This window comes from Jiangella alkaliphila (assembly GCF_900105925.1).
Taxonomy (GTDB): domain Bacteria; phylum Actinomycetota; class Actinomycetes; order Jiangellales; family Jiangellaceae; genus Jiangella; species Jiangella alkaliphila.
Map to the genome: position 1 here is coordinate 6847519 of NZ_LT629791.1, position 19191 is coordinate 6866709.

The following is a 19191-nucleotide window of genomic DNA, read 5'->3' on the forward strand; positions in this document are numbered from 1 at the left end:
CGGGAGCCGACCTTCTCCATGATCAACAGGCGGCCGGGGGGGCAGGCGGGCAGGCGGGCGGGCCCTGGCGGGGTGGCGCGTCAGAGGGCGAAGAGCGCGAGGCCGGTACGAGCGAGCACCGAGCCGTTCGGGGCGTCCAGCCGCCACCACGCGCCGACCGTGCGCAGCGCGACCTCCGCGCCGTCGGGACCGTCGAGGAACCCGTACGACGACGCCGCGTGGGCGAGCCGCAGCGGCATGCCGGCGGCCAGCTCGCGGTCCCAGATCTCCGTCGCCAGGCCCTCCAGCGCCGCCCGTCCGGCCCGCAGCGACTTGCCGTCGGCGACCCCGACCGCGCGGGTGCGGAACTCCTCGACGCCGTGTTCCACGTCGGCGACGACGGCGGTCAACGGGAGCCGGGCGAGCTCGGTCCACCCGGACCGCGGCGGGAGGCTGCTGGCCCAGCGCAGCGCGGGCAGCGCCGGCGGCAGCTCGAACTGCCCGGCCACGCCGACCGCACGGGCGGCGAGGTTGCCGGCCTCGACGACGACGTCGAAGTCGGCGGGCTCGGCCAGCGCGACAGCCCGCAGCGCGAGCGCGTCGAACGGGGTCTCGGCGAAGCAGCCGGCAACCGTCCCGTGGGCGACGATGCGCAGCACGGAGTCGGGCTCGTACTTGGCCACCCGGCGGGCGAACGTCGCAAGATCGGCGGCGGCGCCCGGCTGTGCGGGGACGAACGAGGTCACGTCGGCGGCTCGTGGAAGCGCTCGAGGACCTCGCGTTCGGCCGGGCTGACCGGCCGCGGCGTGTTCGAGCGGACGTCGAACGCGACGAGCACGCCCGTGGCCCGCGCGAACAGCGTCGACTCGTCCTTCACCTCGTACGCGACCTCGAACGACGTCGTGCCCACGCGCGTCACCCACACCTCGACGTGCAGCGGCTCGGTGCGGAACGGGACCGGCGCGAGGTAGTCGATGCTCTGGTGGACGACGACGGAGCCCTCGTGCGGGGTTTCACCCGACGTCGTGAGCTGGCGGTGCGCGAAGTCGACCCGCGCCTCCTGCAGGTACTCGGCGAACGTCACGTTGTTGACGTGCCCGAACGCGTCGAGGTCGTCGAACCGGACGGAGCACTCGTAGACGTGTCTCACGCGGCCGCCTTCCCCGGGTCGGGCCCGTCGAGCTCGAGGAACGTCTCGAGCACGAGCCGTTCCTCGTGCGCGACCCGGCGCGGGTGCGCGTCGTCGAGGTCGTACGGCACCAGCACGGTGGTCGCGACGGCGTACACCGTGCGGGCGCCGTCGCCGTCGACGTCGAGCACCTCGTAGCCGAGGTCGAACGACGAGTTGCCGACCCGGCGCACCCACGTCTCGACGCGGACCGGCTCGGCCCGGAAGTGCAGCGGTGCGCGGTAGCTGATCTCGTGCCGCGCCACGACGACGCCCTCGGCGAGCTGTTCGGCGCCCTGTTTCGGAGCGTGGACGAACAGCATGTCGACCCGCGCCTCCTGCAGGTAGCGCAGGTAGACGACGTTGTTGACATGGCCGTAGGCGTCCATGTCGGCCCAGCGCAGGGGCACGTGTGTCACGTGGCGCGGCACGCCGGACCCCCTAGTCGCGGCTGAGCTTGCGGTAGGTGACCCGGTGCGGCCGCGCGGCGTCGGCGCCGAGCCGCTCGATCTTGTTCTTCTCGTAGCTCTCGAAGTTGCCCTCGAACCAGAACCACTTGGCCGGGTCCTCGTCGTCGCCCTCCCACGCCAGGATGTGGGTGGCGACGCGGTCGAGGAACCACCGGTCGTGCGACGTGATGACGGCGCAGCCGGGGAACTCGAGCAGCGCGTTCTCGAGCGACTGCAGCGTCTCGACGTCGAGGTCGTTGGTCGGCTCGTCCAGCAGGATCAGGTTGCCGCCGAGCTTGAGCGTCAGCGCCAGGTTCAGCCGGTTGCGCTCACCGCCGGACAGCACGCCCGCGGGCTTCTGCTGGTCCGGGCCCTTGAAGCCGAACGCCGACACGTAGGCGCGGCTGGGCATCTCGACCTGGCCGACCTTGATGTGGTCGAGCTCGTCGGAGACGAGCTGCCAGACGTTCTTCTTCGGGTCGATGTTGGCCCGGCCCTGGTCGACGTAGGACAGCCGGACGGTGTCTCCGATGCGGAACTGGCCCTCGTCGGGCGTCTCGTTCCCGACGATCATGTTGAACAGCGTGGTCTTGCCGACGCCGTTCGGGCCGATGACACCGACGAGGCCGTTGCGCGGCAGCGAGAAGGACAGGTCGCGGATCAGGGTGCGATCGCCGAAGCCCTTGGTGACGCCCTGCGCCTCGACCACCAGGCTGCCCAGGCGCGGGCCCGGCGGGATCTGGATCTCTTCGAAGTCGAGCTTGCGGGTCTTCTCGGCCTCGGACGCCATCTCCTCGTACCGCTCGAGGCGGGCGCGCTGCTTGGTCTGGCGGCCCTTGGCGTTGGAGCGGACCCACTCGAGCTCTTCGCGCAGCCGGCGCTGGCGCTTGGCGTCCTTCTGCCCCTCGACCTTGAGCCGGGCTTCCTTGGTCTCGAGGTAGGTCGTGTAGTTGCCCTCGTAGCCGTGGACGCGGCCGCGGTCGACCTCGGCGATCCACTGGGCGACGTGGTCGAGGAAGTACCGGTCGTGGGTGACGGCGATGACCGCGCCGGGGTACTTCTCGAGGTGCTGCTCCAGCCACAGCACGCTCTCGGCGTCCAGGTGGTTGGTCGGCTCGTCGAGCAGCAGCAGGTCGGGCTGCTGGAGCAGCAGCTTGCACAGCGCCACGCGGCGGCGCTCACCACCCGACAGCACCGACACGTCGGCGTCCGGCGGCGGGCAGCGCAGCGCGTCCATGGCCTGCTCGAGCTGGGAGTCCAGCTCCCACGCGTTGCGGTGGTCGAGCTGCTCCTGCAGCTTGCCCATCTCTTCGAGCAGCTCGTCGGAGTAGTCGACCGCCATCTTCTCGGTGATCTCGTTGAACCGGTTGACCAGCTCGAGAGTCTCGGCCACGCCCTCCTGGACGTTGCCGAGCACCGTCTTGTCCTCGTTGAGCGCCGGCTCCTGGGCGAGGTACCCGACCGTCGCGCCGGGCGCCAACTCGGCGTCACCGTTGGACGGCTGGTCGAGCCCCGCCATGATCTTCAGGATGCTCGACTTACCGGCGCCGTTCGGGCCCACCACACCGATCTTCGCTCCGGGGAGGAAGTACAGAGTGACGTCGTCGAGGATGACCTTGTCACCGTGCGCTTTGCGCGCCTTACGCATGGAGTAAATGAAGTCCGCCATAACGAGTCCAAGAGTACGGCCTCACGCCCACCGCAGACGACCGCGTCCCCCTCTCTGGGCACCGGGGCGCGCCCAGCCCCGCCGTCCTCGGCAGCCGTCGCCGGTTCGGACGGGTCGCGGCGCGGCTTGTGCGGACGGTCTGCGCTGGTCAGGCGCCTGTAGTCGCGCCTCGGGCGTGTGGATGGCAGCGGGCGGCGCGGGTCCTCACTCTCTCGGGTTGGTTGCGATTGTGAGTCAGGTCGCGGCCGTCGGGCCGGGCTTGAGCGGCTGACTTGTGCGCCCGATCGGCCTCGTCGCGCTCTGCCCCGGCACGGTCGGCCCGGACGCCGTCGACCCAGGCACGGTCGTTCGGCTCCGGTAAGGGCTGCCCTCCCGCCCTCGACACACCCGGACCACGGCTCCCGACATCGACGACGACCGCCACCATCGACGTCACCTACGCCAGGCCCGTCGGCACACGCCCGCCCTTGACGGCTGCCGTTCTCGAGGGCCGGCCTCGCCGCGGAGCGCGGCACGAGCTCCGCGGCGAGGGGTTCATGGGACTACGGGACTGACGGCACCGACTTCACCTCCTCGAGTCGGCCGATGCTGCTGAAGGCCGCGCCGTCGGTCGCTGTGGCGCGACACGGATCGGGGGAAGGTCCGTGGCGGGGCCACTGGCGACCGACGGCGCGGGGTCCGGTCAGCCGCCGACGCCGGCTTTCTCGCGCCGAGTGCGGCTGCTCGAGCGCGGGGCCGGCGGCGGGTCGGCGGGCGGGCTGGACTCCGAGCGGGCCTGGGCGGCATCGGTCTGGGGCCTGGCGCCGGACGCGGCAGCCGCCTCCGTACCCGGCGCCGAGGTCGCCGTGCGTGCCGACCTCCCGGACGCCGCCGTTTCGGCGGGTTGCGCTCGGCCGCCGCTGCGAGGCACTCCGCCACCGCCCAGCGCATCACCGCCGCCATCCGGTGCTCGCCCGCGGACGCCCGTGCGGTCGTCGCCCATCATCCGGTCGCCGGGCGCCATGCGATCACCGGCGGTCAGCCGATCGCCTACAGCCGCCGGGGCACCGTTCAGGATCCGATCGTCGCCGGCCGCAGGCCCGTTCGTCGGCGGGCCGCCACGCACCAGCTGCTCGATACCGGGCCGCGGCTCACCGCCACGTGACCCGAACTCGATCTCACCGGTCCGCCGATCGACCACGCCGTGCTGGTCGGCGGCAGCGAAGTAGGCGGCGCGGACGGACTCGACGGCGTCGTCGTCCTCGGGGATGGCCGGCTGCCGGGAGACCTTGGTGAAGGTGGAGGTCCCGCGGTAAAGGTCGTGGCCGAGGCTGCGGGCGGTGATCTCCGGCGAGATGCGCATCGCCTGGTTGTCGTCGCGCCACTCGCGGTTCTTCAACCGGCCGTAGACGACTACCGGATCGCCCTTGTGCAGGGAGACCGCGATGTTGTCGGCCAGCGGCGAACGCCAGCAGTACACCGTGTAGAACGACGTGTCGTCGTCGACCCACGACCGTGATCGGGCGTCGTACCGCGCGCTGTTGCTCGCCAGCCGGAAGTGGGCGAACGCGTCGCCGTTCTTGTTCCGGTCCAGCTTGGGCTCGGTCGCGACGTTGCCGACGACCGTGATGTTGACCTCGCTCATGTGGCGTCTCCTGTGCTCGTACCCGATGAGGTTTGACGAGCACGAGATTTCCGTTCGGCGCGGCCGATCGAAAGCCCGATTCGGCGAAATGTGGACAACTCCGCGAACTCGTGAGGGCTGTGGAAAACAGGCCCGCGCGCACACGCTGAGCGGCCGATCAGGAGCGGGCGCGGTCCAGGGCGGTCTGGAAGGCGCCGTACTTGGCGAGCTCGGCGTCGATGGGCTGGACGACGACGTCGGAGGTGAGGCCGTCGACGAGGTCGTGGAGTTGGCGGCGGACGCGGGCTTCCTGGCGCCTGCTTCCCCGCCGCGCGGCCACCAGGCCGAGCAGGCCGAGCAACACCCCGAGCACCAGCCCACCGGCCAGCAGCACCGTCGGGACGGGGAGACCGCCCACCGACGGCTCGGCGACGTCGAAGCGGAGGAAGGAGGTGCCGGCCAGGGCGAGCAGCCACAGCACGCCCGCCGACGCGGTCAGCAGGGACAGCCACTGCAGCCCGTTGAACAGCCGCCACCAGCCGGGCCGCGACGCGATGCCGAAGTCGGTCCCGGCGACCCGCCGGTCCAGTTCGTCGGGCAGTCGTGTGCCGGCCGACGTGGCGACGGAGCGGACGGCGTCGCGCCAGGCGGGCGGCAGGGTGCCGGCCGCCGCGTCGCCGTACTCGCGCACGGCGGCGTCGGACCGGGACCGCTGCACCGGCGTCGGCGCCGGCAGCGAGATCCGCCCGCCCGAACCGCCACCCGATCCAGCCGACCCGCCACTGGACCCGCCGGCCGACCCGCCGGACGCTCCAGCCAACCCGCCCGGACCGTCTGACAACGAGGACGCCGACAACACCGACGGCCGGACGCGGACGCCCAGCTTGGCCAGCGGATCGCGTCGAAACCGGCCCAGCCAGCGGGTGATCGGCCACCCGGTCGCCACGCGCGCCCGCTGCAGGTACGACCGCCCGGCCGCCGTCGCGACGACGTCCGCGCCGGATGCCTCGGCAACCGCCGCGGCCAAACGGCGACGCTCACCGTCGCCGACCGACCCGGGCGCACCCGACCCGACCGCGGACGCCACCAGCTCGGCCGTCATCCTGATGTCGGCCTCGATGCGCTCGTCCACGGCGCGGCGCTTGGTGACGGCGGTGCGGATCAGGTCGATCAGCACCTCGACCCCGTCGCCCGTCGCCCCGGACAGGGCGACCACCGGCACCTCGTCGAGCCCGTCCTTGTCGAGCAGGCCGCGCAGGTCGGTGACGCACTCGACGACGTCGGCGCGGGTGAGCCGGTCGATCTGGTTGAGCACGATGACGGTCACGCCCTGGTGCGACGCCAGCGGCCGCAGGTACCGCTCATGCAGGGCGGCGTCGGCGTACTTCTGCGGGTCGAGGATCCACACGAACAGGTCGACCATCTCGACGAGACGGTCGACGGTGTCGCGGTGCGCCTTCTGGGTGGAGTCGTGGTCGGGCAGATCGAGCAGGACGAGCCCGTCGAGGTCGTCGCTCTCGCCGGAGTCGAGCACGCTCTCGCGGGCGACCCGGCTCCGCGGCGGCACGCCGAGCCAGTCCAGCAGCGGGATCACCCCCTGCGTGCCCCACACGATCGCCAGCGGGTCCGACGTCGTCGGGCGGCGGACGCCGACGACGGAGACCTCCATGCCGGAGATGCGGTTGAACAGCGTCGACTTCCCGCTGCCGGTGGCGCCGGCCAGCGCGACGACGGTGTGCTCGACCGACAGCTGCCGGCGTTCACCGGCGCGGTCGACCACCACCTGCACCGTCTCGGCGAGGTCCGACGGCAGCCGCTTGCCGCCGGCCGCGACCGCCTCCTGCAGCGCGGTCACCCGTTCCGGCAAGGTGACGCGGCCGCGGCGCGACCACCTCTTCATGCGGCGTCCTCCCGAGCCTGCTCGACGGTGACGAGAGCGGCCCGCAGCGCGTCGCCCGCGCCCGCCTCGACAGGTAGCCCCCCGAGCCGGTCGGTGAACCGCGCGGACTCCGTCCGCAGCAACTCCTCGACCCGTTGTGACAGGTCAGCACGCGCCTTGGCGGCCAGCCGCCGGACGGCCTCGTCGCCGAAGAACGCCTCGAGCAGCTTCTGCCCGACGACGGCGGTCCCGCCCGCGACGCCGACCTCGGCGCCGGTCAGCCCGGCCGTCGACGCGAACACGACGATCATCAGCGCGAGCCCGAGCCCGTTGACGCCGAAGGAGAGCACCCGGGCGTTGAACCGCTTGTCCGCGCCCTCGGACCGGACCATCGCCAGCACCGCGTCCTGCCACTCGCGGACGGTCTTGGCGCTGCGCACGGGCAGGTCGTCCACGGTGCGGGACAGGTCGTCGCCCGCGAGCAGCGCCCGTCCGGCGGCGGAGTCGCGCCACTTGCGGTCGGCCTTCTCCGCGGCCCGGTTCGCCTCCTCGACGATCATCGCGGCGACGCCGTTCTCGATCGCCTCCTCGACCGCCGCCGCGGGCTGCGGCCGTCCCCGCAGGAACGCCGTCACCTTGTCGCGCAGGCGGCCGACCCGCGCCTCCAGCGAGCGCATGAAGTCGCCGGTCCCGACGAAGTCCTGCCAGCGGGCCAGCACCTCGCCGCGGAGCATGCTGCCGTCGGCGGACGCGGCGTCGATGCGCTTGGCGGCCTTGCCGTAGACGTGCGCGATCTCGTTCCCCAGCCGGGTCAGCGTCTCGACCTGGTGGTCGGCGGCGTCAGCCAGGACCGGGATCTGCCGCAGCACCCCGCCGACGGCGCCGTCGAGCGTCCGCCGGACGATCTCGTTGCGGGCCGTCTCGTCGGCGGCCAGCCCGTCCAGCCAGGCGCGGACCGACGCGATCGCCTCCTCGGGCAGCAGGCCGGAGTCGTCAGGCGCGGTCTCCTCGACGACCAGCAGCGGCGCGTCGCCGAGACCGTGCTCGGCCAGCATCGCGGCCAGGTGGGTGCGCACCTCGCTGACGGCGTCGGGCGCGACGCGGTCGAGGACGACGGCCACGGCGGCCTGGCGGTCGGCGGCGGCGCGGAGGAAGTCCCACGGGACGGCGTCGGAGTAGCGGGCCGCGGTGGTGACGAACAGCCACAGGTCGGCGGCCGCGAGCAACTGCGCGGCGAGCGTCCGGTTCTCGGTGACGACGGAGTCGACGTCGGGCGCGTCGAGGATCGCCACGCCGGCCGGCAACCCGTCGTCGGCGACCAGCCGCAGCGCGCCGCCGGCCTGGTCGTGGATCGCCACCCGCGGCAGGTCGGGCAGCACCCGCAGCTCGTCGAACCAGCCGACGTCGTCGGGGTGGTGCACCAGCACCGGCGAGCGCGTCGTCGGCCGCAGCACGCCCGCGTCGCTGACCTTCCGCCGGACCAGAGAGTTCACCAGAGTCGACTTGCCGGCGCCGGTCGATCCGCCGACGACGGCGAGCAACGGCGCGTCCAGTTGGTCCAGGCGCGGGAGGATGTAGTCGTCGAGCTGAGCGAGCATGTCGCGGCGCGTCGTGCGGGCGTTCTCCGCGTCGCTGACCTCCAGCGGATACCGCACGCCGGAGAGCCGTCCGCGAAGAGCGGCGAGAGCGCCGTGAACGCTCACCTCAGCGGTTTCCACTGGCGAATCTTGCACTCTCACACCGCCCCTGGCCAAGAGCCATAGCCCCATTGATGCCAATCGTTCACATCACAAGTCACACTGTCGAGTCGATGGACTAACGTCGGGCCTGCCGGAATGCCTTCGATGGAGGACTCGATGTCGCTCGAACGTCCCACCCCGCCCGACCCCTACACACTGCTCCCGGCCGTCCCGTCCATGACGCTGACCAGCGACGATGTCCGCGACGGCGAGCAGCTCGCCAAGGACTTCATCGCCGCGGCGGCCGGCGGGGCGAATCTCTCGCCGCAGTTGTCGTGGTCCGGCGCGCCCGACGGCACCCGCAGTTACGCGCTCACCTGCTTCGACCCGGACGCGCCGACGCCGAGCGGCTTCTGGCACTGGGTGGTCGTCGACATTCCGGCGACGACGACGTCCGTGGCGCGCGGCGCCGGGTTGCCCTATCCGGCGTTCGCGCTGCGGAATGACGCGGGCACGACGGAGTACTTCGGCTCCGCCCCGCCGCAGGGCGACGTCCCGCACCGGTACTACTTCGTCGTCCACGCGGTCGACGTCGAGACGCTCGGGGTCGAGGCCGACGCCTCCCCCGCCGTCGTCTCGTTCAACCTCGCCTTCCACACCCTGGCGCGCGGCATGGTGGTGCCGGTCTACTCGCACTGATCGTAGGTCGCCACGGATTGCAGAACTCCTTTGCAAAAAGCGTTTGCGATTCTAGTCTGTCAGCATGCCGCACCCCCACTCGTGGCCGCCGTCGTGGTTCGACCCGGACCGGCACGACCTCCTCACCCCGCTGAACGTGCGCGCCCTGGCTCATCCGGTCAGGCTCACCCTGCTCCGGTTGCTGCGCGAGGACGGTCCGCAGACCGCGTCCGGGCTGGGTGAGCGCATCGGCCAGTCCAGCGGCGTCACCAGCTACCACCTGCGCATCATGGCCACCGCCGGTCTCGTCGTCGAGGACACCTCACTCGGCAACCGGCGGGACCGGTGGTGGCGGGCCGCCCACGAGGCGACGACGTTCTCCTTCCGGGTCCCCGGGCAGGCCGGTGACGTCGAACAGATCGAAGTGTCCGAGCAGTACGTGCGCATGGTCGCCCAGGTCGCCTACGAGCGCGTCCTGTCCTGGATCGGCACGCTGGTGGAGCGCCAGGACGAACTCGCCAGGTTGCCCTGGCAGCTGGGCGACGCCTCGCTGAGCCTCACCCACGACGAGGCATGGGAATTGTCCGAGCAGATCGCCGCGCTCGTCGCCCCGTATCGCCGCGACCAGGCCGATCAGGCGCGCGGGCCGGGCGGACCGGACGAGACGACACCGTCCGGCGGACCGGAGCGGCGGCGGGCGGTCTTCCAGTTCCAGTTGCTGCCCGACCCCCACCCCGCCGGCGCCGAGCCACGCTGATGAGCTCGGCGCCGGCACCGGCCGTCGTGGCCGCACCGCGCCGGCGACTGCCGCTGGCTGCGGTCCTGAGCGCCTACCTCACGTCGGTGACCTGCACCGCCGTCTCAGCCATCGCGGTCCCCTGGCTGGTGCTCAGCACGACGGGCAGCGCCACCCGCACCGGCCTCGCGGTGTTCGCCGAGATGGCGCCGTACGTCGCGATGCAGGCGCTCGGCGGACCGTGGGTCGAGCGCATCGGGCCGCGCCGGGCCAGCTGGCTCGGCAACCTCGTCGCCGGGCTGGTCGTGCTGGTCGTGCCGGCGCTGTATGCGAGCGGGCAGCTCGGCTACGGCGCACTGGTGGCCGTGGTCGCCGCGGTGGGCGCGGTACGCGGCGTGGCCGACTGCGGCAGCGCGCCGCTGGTCCCGGGCACCGCGTCGCTCAGCCGGACGTCGTTGAGCCGGGCGGCCGGACTGCACGCGTCGGCCAGCCAGGCCGGCAATCTCCTCGGCGCTCCACTGGCCGCGCTGCTGCTGAGCCTCGTGCCTCCGCCGCTGGTCCTGCTGATCAGCGGGACCGGGTTCGTGGTCGCGTCCCTGCTGGTCCGGCTCCTGGTGCCGAGTGACGTCGGCGGCGGCGCCGATCCCGCCGAGCCGTACCTGCGCCGGATCGTCGACGGCCTCTCGTTCCTCGTCCACGACCCGGTCCTGCGTGCCCTGGTCGTCATGATCGCCGCGACGAACCTGCTCGGCACCGGCTACCTGAGCGTGCTGCTGCCGTCGTGGGTGCGCGACAACGGGCTGTCGGTGACCGCCGTCGGCACGGTCGCGGCCGCGACGGGACTGGGCGCGCTGGCCGGCAGCCTCCTCGGAGCCTGGCTGGCGCCGCGGGTGAATCGGTGGCTCGCCTATGCCGTGGGTTTCCTGATCGGCGGGTCACCGCTGTACGTGAGCCTCGCCCTGAGCGACACCCTCATCCCCGTGGTGGTGACGGCGGCCTGTTGCGGTCTGGCCACCGGGGGCATCAACCCGATCATCGGCGCCGTCCAGTACGAGCGGATCCAGGCCGAGATGCTGCCCCGGGTACTGGGCGCGGTCAAGGCGTCGGCCTGGGCCGGCATCCCGCTGGGACCGGTACTCGTGGGTGCGCTCACCGATCAGGCGGGTGTGCGACCGACCCTGACCATCGTCGGCGTCGTCATGTTCCTGCTCACCCTCGGCCCCTTCGTGGTCCCGGCCTTCCGGCTGATGAACGACAGGCCGAACGACGGTTCTAGCCGCCGGCGGTGACGTCGTAGTCGAGGCGGACGATCCAGCGGACCGCGTCGTCGCCGAGGGGTTCGACGCTGCTGGTGGCGGCGCGCGGCCGGCCGACGGCGACATCCTGGCCGCGCTGTTCGCGGAAGGCGGCGCGGACGGCCTCGGCGGGGTCGGCGCCGTGGTCGAGCAGCCCGCCGGCGGTGTCGCCGTCCGGCCGACGCCCGTAGGCCGCGACGCGGGGCTCGACGCGCACACCGTCGGGCAGCGGCAGGCTGGGCTCGCGGGGCGCGACCGGGACGCCGCCGCCGTCGTCGTCGTACATCGCCAGTCCGGCCTTGACCAGCGAGATCGCTGGCTGGCCGGCCAGCTCGTCGCGCGACAGCCAGGCGGCGAGGTCGGTGGTGCCGCCGACCTCGTGCGACAGCTCGCCGCCGGTGACCTGGCCGCGGTAGACGATGCGCACCGCGTGGACGTCGACGCCGTCGTAGCCGTCGGGCACGTGCCGGTCGCTGCGGAAGTGCTCCACGTCGATGCCGATCAGGGCGTCGAGCTCGGCGGTGTAGCCGGTCTCCTCGAGCAGCTCGCGCACCGCGCCGTCGTGCGGCTGCTCGACCGGGTCGAGCCCGCCGCCGGCCAGCGACCACTGCGGGCCGTCCTCGTAGCCGATCCAGCGCGCGAGCAGGATGCGGCCGTCGTCGTCCTCGCAGATGACGTAGGCGGAGACGCGCAGACGCAGGAAGAGGGCCACGAAGACGTGACCGTAGCATCGAGGGGTGACAACTCCGAAGATCGGCCGGCTGGCGACGGAGCCGGCGCTGTCCCGTCCGGACCTGCTGGCGGGCCCGGTGAAGTCGTCCCTGGAGGGCACCGCGGCGGCCGACTCCGTCTTCGTCGCGGAGATCGACGCCACGCTGGCCGACACCGCCGAGTTCTGCGCCGCCTACGGGGTGGAGTTGGGCAAGTCGGCGAACTGCGTGGTCGTCGCCGGCAAGCGCGACGGCGTCGAGCGGGTGGCCGCCTGCATGGTGCTCGCGACGACGCGCGCCGACGTCAACGGCGTGGTCCGGCGGCTGCTCGGCGTCCGCAAGGCGTCGTTCCTGCCGATGGCGTCCGCCGTCGAGCTCACCGGCATGGAGTACGGCGGCATCACGCCGCTGGGGCTGCCGTCCGACTGGCCGATCCTGGTCGACCCCGCCGTCGCCGCGCTACCCTTCGCGGTGGTCGGCAGCGGTCTGCGCGGCTCGAAGCTGGCGCTTCCCGGCTCGGTGCTGGCGGCGTGGCCGGGGGCGCAGGTGGTCGAGGGCCTCGGCCGGCCCGTGCAGCAAGGCTGATCTTTCGGTCACAATGTCCCTGTCTGCAATTGCGCCTGTAGCTCAGTTGGATAGAGCAGGAGCCTTCTAAGCTCTTGGTCGGGGGTTCGAGTCCCTCCAGGCGCACCCAGCTCAGAGCACATCTCGATCATGAACACCTCCCCTCCGGTCGGCGGTTGGTCGGTACCTGGTCGGTAACTACGCGGCCTTGGGTCGCGCTGTTCGGCCGTCGCGGGCGGTGCGCGCCTTCGCGTTCATCCGCTTGGCCACGTCGCCCAGATCGTCGGGGAACAGGCTTGCGTAGTGCCGCAGCGTCGTCGCGGCGTCCTCGTGACCGAGCATCCGAGCGACGGCGACGACCGAGGCCCCGGCATCGATGGCGAGGCTGGCCGCGGTATCTCGGAGGTTGTGCGGCGTGATCGGTTTGATCTTCGCCGCAGCGAGGCTCGGCGTGAGGACACTGCGCCGCCAGTTCTGGTTGCGCAGCGGCTTCCCGTTGCCCGTGGGAAACAGCAGATCCTGGTCGTCCCGGTACCGCGACGACCAGGCGCGCAATTCGTCCGCGACCACGGCCGGGAGCACGACCGTACGGGCCTCGTGGTCCTTCAGCGTGCCCAGGTGGAGCTTCCCGCCCACGTCGCTGTACCCCTCGACCAGGCGGACGCGGCCACGGGGCATCACGGACCGTTTGCGCAGCGCCGATACCTCACCCCAGCGCATGCCGCTGTAGCCCATGACGAGCACCATCACGCGGTCGCGGTCGCTCGGGACCGTCTTCGCCAGCCGCCACAGCTCGGCATGTGTGAGCGGCCGCGGTTCGTTGCGGCCCATCTTCGGGAGCTTGATCCCCTCCGCCGGGTTGCGGTGCACGACGCCGTCCCGGACGGCCAGCCGGTAGACGCCGCGGATGACGCTGAGCGCGTGCCGTGCCGTCGAGGCCGACTTCTCCACCGCGAGCTTCTTCGCCCACGACTCCACCTCAGATGGCGGGATACTCGACAACGGCCGGCGCCCGAACGCCGGAAGCACGTGGTTCCGGATCATGCCCGCACGGTGCGCCCGCGTGCCGGGCTTGCTGTCGCTCTTCGTGCCCTTCCAGATCTCGATCCACTCCGCGACCGTTGCGGCGGCGTCATCCGGCGGTACCCAGGTCCCAGCGGCCAGAGCGTCCTTCTGCCGCCGCTCCCACGCCTCGGCGTCCATCTTCCGGCGGAACGACCGAGACGCCACGTAGCGGGACCGGTGATAGACCCGGACCCGGTAGCCGTTGTCACGCTTCTCGATCACCGCCGGCCTCTCAACGGCGGAGGCGTCTGCGTCGTCTGGCCGTCCAGCCAGTCGTTCAGCACGCCCTCGTCGTACCGGACAGCGCCACCCAGCTTGATCCACGGCGGGCCACCTCCCCGCAGCCGCCATGCACGCAGCGCAGCAGCGGTCACGGTCAGGTACTCCGCGGCCTCAGCCGTCTTCATCAACCGTCGACGAGACATCGACATCACTTCCTTCCGGGTCATGCACGGAACTCGTTGCCGAAAGATCCGGCGACGCAGGTCCGGCGCGGGTCTTGGCGTCCTCGTACTGGGTTCGCCAGCGCTGTTTCTGTGCGATGGCGTGCGCGATCAACCGGCCATAGGTCGGGCCGTCGACGTCGCCGGGGTGCGTGATCGTCCAGACGAACCTCGGCCTGCCGTCCGGGGTGGTGGCGGTTGCCGAAAGCTCGTCGTGGTCGTCCATCTCGATTCCGGCTTCGGCGAGGACGGCGCGGACGACGGCGGCGCGGTCGGCGCGATGCTCGTCGAGGGTCTTGCCGGTCCACCGCCGGGAGACGAGGACGCGGCGGCCGCCGAGGCCGAGGTGGTCCCGGTCGTGCGCCTTCGACCCACAGCGGCCCGGTTCCAGGCCACCCGTCGCGTCCTGGGGCTGGACACCATAGCGGAGCCAGTTCGCGCACGTCGGCGAGCACGGCAGCCAGCGGACCTCGTCGGCGATCCGGTCGACGTGCGACCTACGCGCGGCCGAGACGCGTGCCTCCCCGTCGCTGTCGTCATGGAGCGGGTCGGTGATCGACTTGGTCAGGTACTTGGTCAGGTAGCCGATGACCCGATCCGCCAGCGGAGTCCCGGCGATGACGCCCTGGATGTCGACCTGCGCCCCGGCTCGGATGACGTGTGCCGGCATCGCGTTCGGGTCGTCGTCGATGGCGTCCAGCGCCTCATCCCACGACGGCAGCACGGCGCCCGTCATTGGGTCGGCGTAGGTCTCGGCCAGTGCGTCCCACACCGGGTACTCATCCGGGTCGGTGTAGACGGGGTCGTCGAGCTGCGGCCACCACACCTGGTGATACGTCGCTGCGACAACCTGCTTCATGAGCTTGCGCGGGATGGCTCCGCGGATCGCGGCGTGCAGGTGAGGTGCAAGGCGGCGTTGCGGTTCGACGGTGGCGAAGTACTGCACCGAGTAGCCGGTAGCGCGTCGGAGGTTCTGCCAGAACCGGTCGACCAGCTTCGGGAAGTGCATCGCATCCAGCGCGGCCCGCCGGTAGTCGTACGAGCGCGGGTCGACCGGGACACCCTCGCTCGTGACGCGCCCGTAGGACGGCAGGTGAACGTGACAAACATCGACGGCCGGTACGTCTTCCCATCCGATGCCTCGAACACCCGGCCGGTCGTCCGGTCGGACACCGCTAGGCGAGGCAGGTCGGGAGCATCCTGCCGCCGACGCGTGGACCGCACCCGCCGGCCGATGCCGACGTCCCCATCGGCCTGGTCGCCGTCGTCGTCCCCACCGTCCTCCGTGGGCTCGGTGGCTTCGGGCTTGGGCGGGTCGTCGGTGAGGTGCCAGCCTTCGCGGCACTGCTGGATCCGCAGCCGGCGGGCCGCGTCGGCGCACGAGGGGCACACCTTCGCTCGGGTGGCCCCGCACGCGATCACGACCGTCTTGGAGGCGCCGGTGAGGGTGTCTGTGACGTGTTGCAGGATCGGCCGCACGCACACGCCCTTCGCGGCGGCCAGCTCCCGCAAAGCGGCGTCATCCGGCAGTCCCGCCGTCAGTGGCGTGACGGTCACGCCCGCACCTCCGAAGCCTCACCCGACGCGCCCTCGCTGCTGCCGCCCTCGCTGTCGTCCTTGACGCCGGGTGCGCCGAACTCGGTCAGCTCGCGCCGCAGGTCCGCAACGCGGGTGGCGATGCGTTCGGCGGTGTGCTCATCCACGTAGGGGAAGCGGACCCGTTCCAGCCGCCCGGCGGCGTTGGCGACCACCGCGACGCCGCGCATCTCTTCGGGGATGTCGACCGGGGTGATGTCGGAGCGGCGCACGACCGGCCCGAGGATGGCTTCGGCGGCATCGTCGGTGATCACCCGCCACGCCGTCCTGACGCTGGCGTTGTCGCGGATCGCGGTCGGCAGCGCGTCGCTGGTGGGCTTCTGCGTCAACAGGCGGGTGATGATCCCGGCGGAGCGGCCCTTCTTCACCAGTGCCGACAACCGGGCGGTGATCTGGAACGCGAGCTGCTTGGTGTCGTTGTCCATGCCCTTGGTGTCGGTGAACGTCTGCACCTCATCGACGACCACGAACACGACCGGGTGGTGTGCGTCGAGGGGCAGGTTCCAGAAGTTCGCCTCGCCCCGTTCGCCCTTCTGCGTCTTGAGCCGGTGCCGCATTAGGCCGTGGACCTGCTCGACGATGGCCAGGACCGCCTCGAGGTCCTCGTCCTCGGCGCAGTACGCGGCCGCGCGGCCGGAGATCCAGGACCAGTCCTCGCCGCCCTTGCCGTCGATCACCACGTACTGCACGGCCGCGTTCTGGATCAGCCCACAAGCCATCGACGTCTCACCCGCGGTCTTGCCGGAGCCGGGGACGCCGCCGCCGACCTCCGCCGCGATGTTCGCGTAGTCACGGGTGCGCCAGCGTCCGTCCTCACCGATCGCGAACCGCACCCGGCGCAGATCTGTCACAGGCGGGACGTCGGTCAGGGTGACGGGTTCGGCGAGCACGTCCCGTTCAACCAACACCAGCTCAACACGGCCCGGCCCGGACGGAGCGATGCGGACGTCGGGGACGCCGAACGCGTGCGCCAGCTCGTCGGCCTGGCGAATGAAGTCGGCCGGCGCCTGCCCATCCAGCAACCTGACGTGCAGCACGTCCCCCACCGGAGCCAGCGACACCGTCACGAGCTGCGGGGTGCCGTAGTCACCGCCGGGCAGGGGCCGGTGCAGGTTGCAGGCGACCATGACGGCGTCCCACCGCGCCCGGTAGACGTGGCGGAGCCGGTGCCGGGCCAAGAGCCGGTTCATGAGCCACCCGTGCGACTGCGGATGCACAGCCCGCCACGTCAACGACGCCAGCGGCGGAACCACGGCCAGGAGCACCAGGCCGACCCAGCCCCACGTCGAGTACGCGACCAGAACGACCAGGGTCGCGGCGACCAGGACGCGGAAGCGCCAGAGCAGCCGCACCATCCACCAGCCGGTCAGCAGCGACGCCGCCCCGTTCACCCGCTTGCGCGGCAGCGCCAGCAGCGTCTTCACCACACGCAGGAAGTTCGCCATCGTCACCACCCGCCCTGCTCGTCAGCCAGCGTGGCGGCGACAGCGGCACGGGCGCGTGCTTCGAACCGTTCGGTGCGGGTGGTGACCCAGCAGGCCGGGCACAACGTCCCCGCACCGTGCAGCGGCATCCCGGTCCCGTTCAGCCGGGCGGCGCAGCGGTTGCAGTGCCTCGTGTGCAGTCGTGGACGCGTTCTCATCGGTACTCACCTCTCAGCGCGGTCAACCGGGCATGCCGGGACCGGACGGCTTCGTGACAGTCGTTGCAGGTGGCGTCGCCGGTGCCGGGGTGGAACCACACCTCCGCGGCATCCACGGCACGGCCACAGACTGAGCAGCGGGTCAGAGCAGACATGCGAGATCACCGCCACGACGGGCCTGCTCGGGCAGGCAGTCGGGACAGCGGGCGTTGCCGGGTCCGTCGCCGTCGTGGAAGACGAACCAGGCGCCGGCCATGCAGTCATCGACGGTCGTGGCGCGGCAGGAGTCGCACGACAGGATGCGCGCGGTCATCGGGCATCACCGGGCCGCTCGATCGGCGCAGGGGCCGGTGCAGGCGAACACCTGCGATCCCGTCTGGGACCGTCCGACCGGAACGTGAGTCACCCGGCTACCGAGGAACGACGTGCCGCACACCACGCACGCCAACCCGTCCGCCTGTTCAGGCGTCAGATCGTCACGCACGACGACCACCGCCCTTGGACGCGCGACGACGAGTCGGCTTCACCACGCGCGCGCAATCCCGACACAGCTTGTCCGGCGCGGTGGAGCGGACCTTGTCGCAGACCGGACAGTGGAACGCATACGCCCGCGTCGTGGTGTCGTGCGGCAGCAGCCCGAACAGCACCGGGTCGCCGTTCACGGCCGACCACCACACCGCGTCGTCTGCGCCGCGTCGGCAGCGTCGGACCGCTCGGCCTCGACATCGGAGACCGCGGTGGCGAGCTGCGCGGCCGTCAGGACCAGGACCGCGATCACGGTCAGTAGGGCGACGGGGAGTCGCCAGAACGTAAGCTTGGGCACACCAATCCCCTCCCTCGTGGGGGTGTGGTTGGGGTCACCGGGGACGGGATCGGTTTCCTAGGCCAAGAACCCGTCCCCGGTGGGGCTCATCGCGAGACGACAACACCACCAGTCGTGGCGGTCCTCGTCGTCGTAGTCAGGTGCGAACGCCGCGGGACACGGTCCTCGAACGCCGACCCCAGCCGGGTCAACGCCCGCCCGAACGACGATGCCGCCGCCGGAGCCACTTCGAGCCGCACCGGGCGCCCGTCCCGGCCAGTCGTGGTCAGCACCACCACCGCACCGTTCCCGGTCGCCTCGGCGGTCGAGGTGACCACGACACCGGACGCGGACAGGCTGTCGCCGTAGAACCGGCACGGCCCCTCGTGGCCGCTCCCCTGGTCCTCGCACCACGCCTCATGCTTGGCGGTCGTCGTCATGTCGACGCTCCGACCGGCACAGGATCGGTAGTGGTGGGGATGGCGTCGCGCCAGTGATGCGCCAACGCCTCACCCGCCGCGTCGACCAGCCGCCGAGACAGCCCCTCCGGGTCGCTGGCAAGCACGGGGCGGATCAGCGACGCCGCCAGATCCGCGCCCTGCTCGGCCGTGAGGTGCATCGACAGCGCCGGGTACGGGCCATGATCACCGCGCATCACAACGATGCCGTGCTCGCTCGACCAGGACGCCGACAACTCCAGCGTCAGACTCATGCTCAGGTAAGCCTCGCGCTCGGTCGGCATCGTCAGCCGGCCTTCGACTCGCCCTGCTTGGCCTCACTCTGGCCACGAGCACCAGCGGCGGGCGGGCGCGGGGCACCGTTCGGGGCCTTCACCCCGGTCGCGCGGTACTCGTAGCCTAGGAACTTGAACTCACCCTGACCCATCACCTTCGGCGACGCCGTCACACCCACCAGCTCGATCGGTCGCATCCCCGGCAGCACCTCATCGGGCAGCGGCGCGGGCTGCACCTCCGCGGTGAAGATGACCTCGAAACTGGCGCGCTTCGCCTTCGCCTCGTCCGGGTCCGTGACGGTGGCCTTCCACTGCCGCTGCTTGGTGATGTCGTCCACCCGCTGACGCTGCTCCTTACCGCGGGCGCGGTCCTCCTGCGACTGGTACTCCAGATCCGGCTCGATCTCACCCACCATCACCAGACCGCGCGGGAACGCCTCACCGAACTCCACCGGGAACCGGTGACCCTTCATCAACGCCATGACTGGCCTCCTTCACGTG

The 19191-nt window shown here is 71.6% G+C and carries 22 protein-coding genes, 1 tRNA gene and 1 pseudogene; 5 read left to right on the forward strand and 19 right to left on the reverse strand.

Annotated elements, in window-relative coordinates:
• Nucleotides 1-80: 80 nt before the first annotated feature.
• The 7 genes from BLV05_RS31470 to BLV05_RS31500 form a co-directional block, all read right to left on the reverse strand.
• On the reverse strand, nt 81-725 hold the full coding sequence (locus tag BLV05_RS31470; protein ID WP_046768702.1) for a hypothetical protein: 645 nt from the start codon (nt 723-725) through the stop codon (nt 81-83).
• On the reverse strand, nt 722-1129 hold the full coding sequence (locus BLV05_RS31475) for an acyl-CoA thioesterase (protein ID WP_046768701.1): 408 nt from the start codon (nt 1127-1129) through the stop codon (nt 722-724). Before BLV05_RS31475 ends, BLV05_RS31470 begins: the two co-directional genes overlap by 4 nt.
• Nucleotides 1126-1578: an acyl-CoA thioesterase gene (locus tag BLV05_RS31480; protein ID WP_046768700.1), complete on the reverse strand. Its 453-nt coding sequence runs from the start codon at nt 1576-1578 to the stop codon at nt 1126-1128. Before BLV05_RS31480 ends, BLV05_RS31475 begins: the two co-directional genes overlap by 4 nt.
• Nucleotides 1579-1588: 10 nt before the next feature.
• Nucleotides 1589-3265, reverse strand: a complete 1677-nt coding sequence (ettA, locus tag BLV05_RS31485; RefSeq protein ID WP_046768699.1) for an energy-dependent translational throttle protein EttA — start codon at nt 3263-3265, stop codon at nt 1589-1591.
• Between the two features lie 682 nt (nt 3266-3947).
• Entirely contained in the window at nt 3948-4889 is a 942-nt protein-coding gene (locus BLV05_RS31490) for a single-stranded DNA-binding protein (protein ID WP_052762438.1), read from the reverse strand.
• 157 nt (nt 4890-5046) lie between these two features.
• Entirely contained in the window at nt 5047-6768 is a 1722-nt protein-coding gene (locus BLV05_RS31495; protein ID WP_046768698.1) for a GTPase, read from the reverse strand.
• Nucleotides 6765-8402: a GTPase domain-containing protein gene (locus BLV05_RS31500; RefSeq protein ID WP_052762437.1), complete on the reverse strand. Its 1638-nt coding sequence runs from the start codon at nt 8400-8402 to the stop codon at nt 6765-6767. Before BLV05_RS31500 ends, BLV05_RS31495 begins: the two co-directional genes overlap by 4 nt.
• A gap of 201 nt (nt 8403-8603) precedes the next feature.
• On the opposite strand from BLV05_RS31500, the gene BLV05_RS31505 reads away from it, so the two are divergent.
• From BLV05_RS31505 to BLV05_RS31515, 3 genes are all read left to right on the forward strand, one after another.
• Nucleotides 8604-9125, forward strand: a complete 522-nt coding sequence (locus BLV05_RS31505; protein ID WP_046768767.1) for a YbhB/YbcL family Raf kinase inhibitor-like protein — start codon at nt 8604-8606, stop codon at nt 9123-9125.
• 64 nt (nt 9126-9189) lie between these two features.
• Entirely contained in the window at nt 9190-9861 is a 672-nt protein-coding gene (locus BLV05_RS31510; RefSeq protein ID WP_052762436.1) for a winged helix-turn-helix domain-containing protein, read from the forward strand.
• Nucleotides 9861-11129, forward strand: coding sequence for an MFS transporter (locus BLV05_RS31515; RefSeq protein ID WP_046768696.1), 1269 nt, complete (start codon nt 9861-9863; stop codon nt 11127-11129). Before BLV05_RS31510 ends, BLV05_RS31515 begins: the two co-directional genes overlap by 1 nt.
• On the opposite strand, the gene BLV05_RS31520 is transcribed toward BLV05_RS31515, so the two are convergent.
• Nucleotides 11113-11847: an NUDIX hydrolase gene (locus tag BLV05_RS31520; RefSeq protein WP_052762435.1), complete on the reverse strand. Its 735-nt coding sequence runs from the start codon at nt 11845-11847 to the stop codon at nt 11113-11115. The genes BLV05_RS31515 and BLV05_RS31520 overlap by 17 nt on opposite strands.
• A gap of 25 nt (nt 11848-11872) precedes the next feature.
• On the opposite strand from BLV05_RS31520, the gene BLV05_RS31525 reads away from it, so the two are divergent.
• Together BLV05_RS31525 and BLV05_RS31530 are read left to right on the forward strand one after the other, a co-directional pair.
• A complete protein-coding gene (locus tag BLV05_RS31525; RefSeq protein ID WP_197683422.1) occupies nt 11873-12430 on the forward strand; it encodes a YbaK/EbsC family protein in 558 nt (185 codons plus the stop codon).
• Between the two features lie 31 nt (nt 12431-12461).
• Nucleotides 12462-12535, forward strand: a tRNA-Arg gene (locus BLV05_RS31530).
• A 72-nt stretch (nt 12536-12607) separates the two neighbouring features.
• On the opposite strand, the gene BLV05_RS31535 is transcribed toward BLV05_RS31530, so the two are convergent.
• The 11 genes and pseudogenes from BLV05_RS31535 to BLV05_RS31565 all read right to left on the reverse strand — a co-directional run bounded on the left by BLV05_RS31535 (nt 12608) and on the right by BLV05_RS31565 (nt 19172).
• Nucleotides 12608-13696, reverse strand: coding sequence for a tyrosine-type recombinase/integrase (locus tag BLV05_RS31535; RefSeq protein WP_052762434.1), 1089 nt, complete (start codon nt 13694-13696; stop codon nt 12608-12610).
• Nucleotides 13693-13881, reverse strand: coding sequence for a helix-turn-helix transcriptional regulator (locus BLV05_RS31540; RefSeq protein ID WP_197683423.1), 189 nt, complete (start codon nt 13879-13881; stop codon nt 13693-13695). Before BLV05_RS31540 ends, BLV05_RS31535 begins: the two co-directional genes overlap by 4 nt.
• Nucleotides 13868-15474, reverse strand: a pseudogene (locus tag BLV05_RS37350) (replication initiator). Before BLV05_RS37350 ends, BLV05_RS31540 begins: the two are co-directional and overlap by 14 nt.
• On the reverse strand, nt 15471-16964 hold the full coding sequence (locus BLV05_RS31550; protein ID WP_157524357.1) for a hypothetical protein: 1494 nt from the start codon (nt 16962-16964) through the stop codon (nt 15471-15473). The pseudogene BLV05_RS37350 and the gene BLV05_RS31550 overlap by 4 nt, the downstream one beginning before the upstream one ends.
• The gene (locus BLV05_RS36280; RefSeq protein WP_152690737.1) at nt 16961-17155 is read right to left on the reverse strand and encodes a hypothetical protein; all 195 of its coding nucleotides are present in this window, start codon (nt 17153-17155) and stop codon (nt 16961-16963) included. Before BLV05_RS36280 ends, BLV05_RS31550 begins: the two co-directional genes overlap by 4 nt.
• Nucleotides 17156-17297: 142 nt before the next feature.
• A complete protein-coding gene (locus BLV05_RS36285) occupies nt 17298-17468 on the reverse strand; it encodes a hypothetical protein (RefSeq protein WP_157524359.1) in 171 nt (56 codons plus the stop codon).
• A gap of 163 nt (nt 17469-17631) precedes the next feature.
• A complete protein-coding gene (locus BLV05_RS36290; RefSeq protein WP_152690736.1) occupies nt 17632-17817 on the reverse strand; it encodes a hypothetical protein in 186 nt (61 codons plus the stop codon).
• The gene (locus BLV05_RS36295) at nt 17814-17978 is read right to left on the reverse strand and encodes a hypothetical protein (protein WP_157524361.1); all 165 of its coding nucleotides are present in this window, start codon (nt 17976-17978) and stop codon (nt 17814-17816) included. The genes BLV05_RS36290 and BLV05_RS36295 overlap by 4 nt, the downstream gene beginning before the upstream one ends.
• An 86-nt stretch (nt 17979-18064) precedes the next feature.
• Complete coding sequence (locus BLV05_RS31555) at nt 18065-18397, reverse strand: hypothetical protein (RefSeq protein WP_046768694.1); 333 nt, start codon at nt 18395-18397, stop codon at nt 18065-18067.
• Complete coding sequence (locus BLV05_RS31560; protein WP_046768693.1) at nt 18394-18699, reverse strand: hypothetical protein; 306 nt, start codon at nt 18697-18699, stop codon at nt 18394-18396. Before BLV05_RS31560 ends, BLV05_RS31555 begins: the two co-directional genes overlap by 4 nt.
• 2 nt (nt 18700-18701) lie before the next feature.
• Entirely contained in the window at nt 18702-19172 is a 471-nt protein-coding gene (locus tag BLV05_RS31565; protein WP_046768692.1) for a hypothetical protein, read from the reverse strand.
• Nucleotides 19173-19191 lie beyond the last annotated feature (19 nt).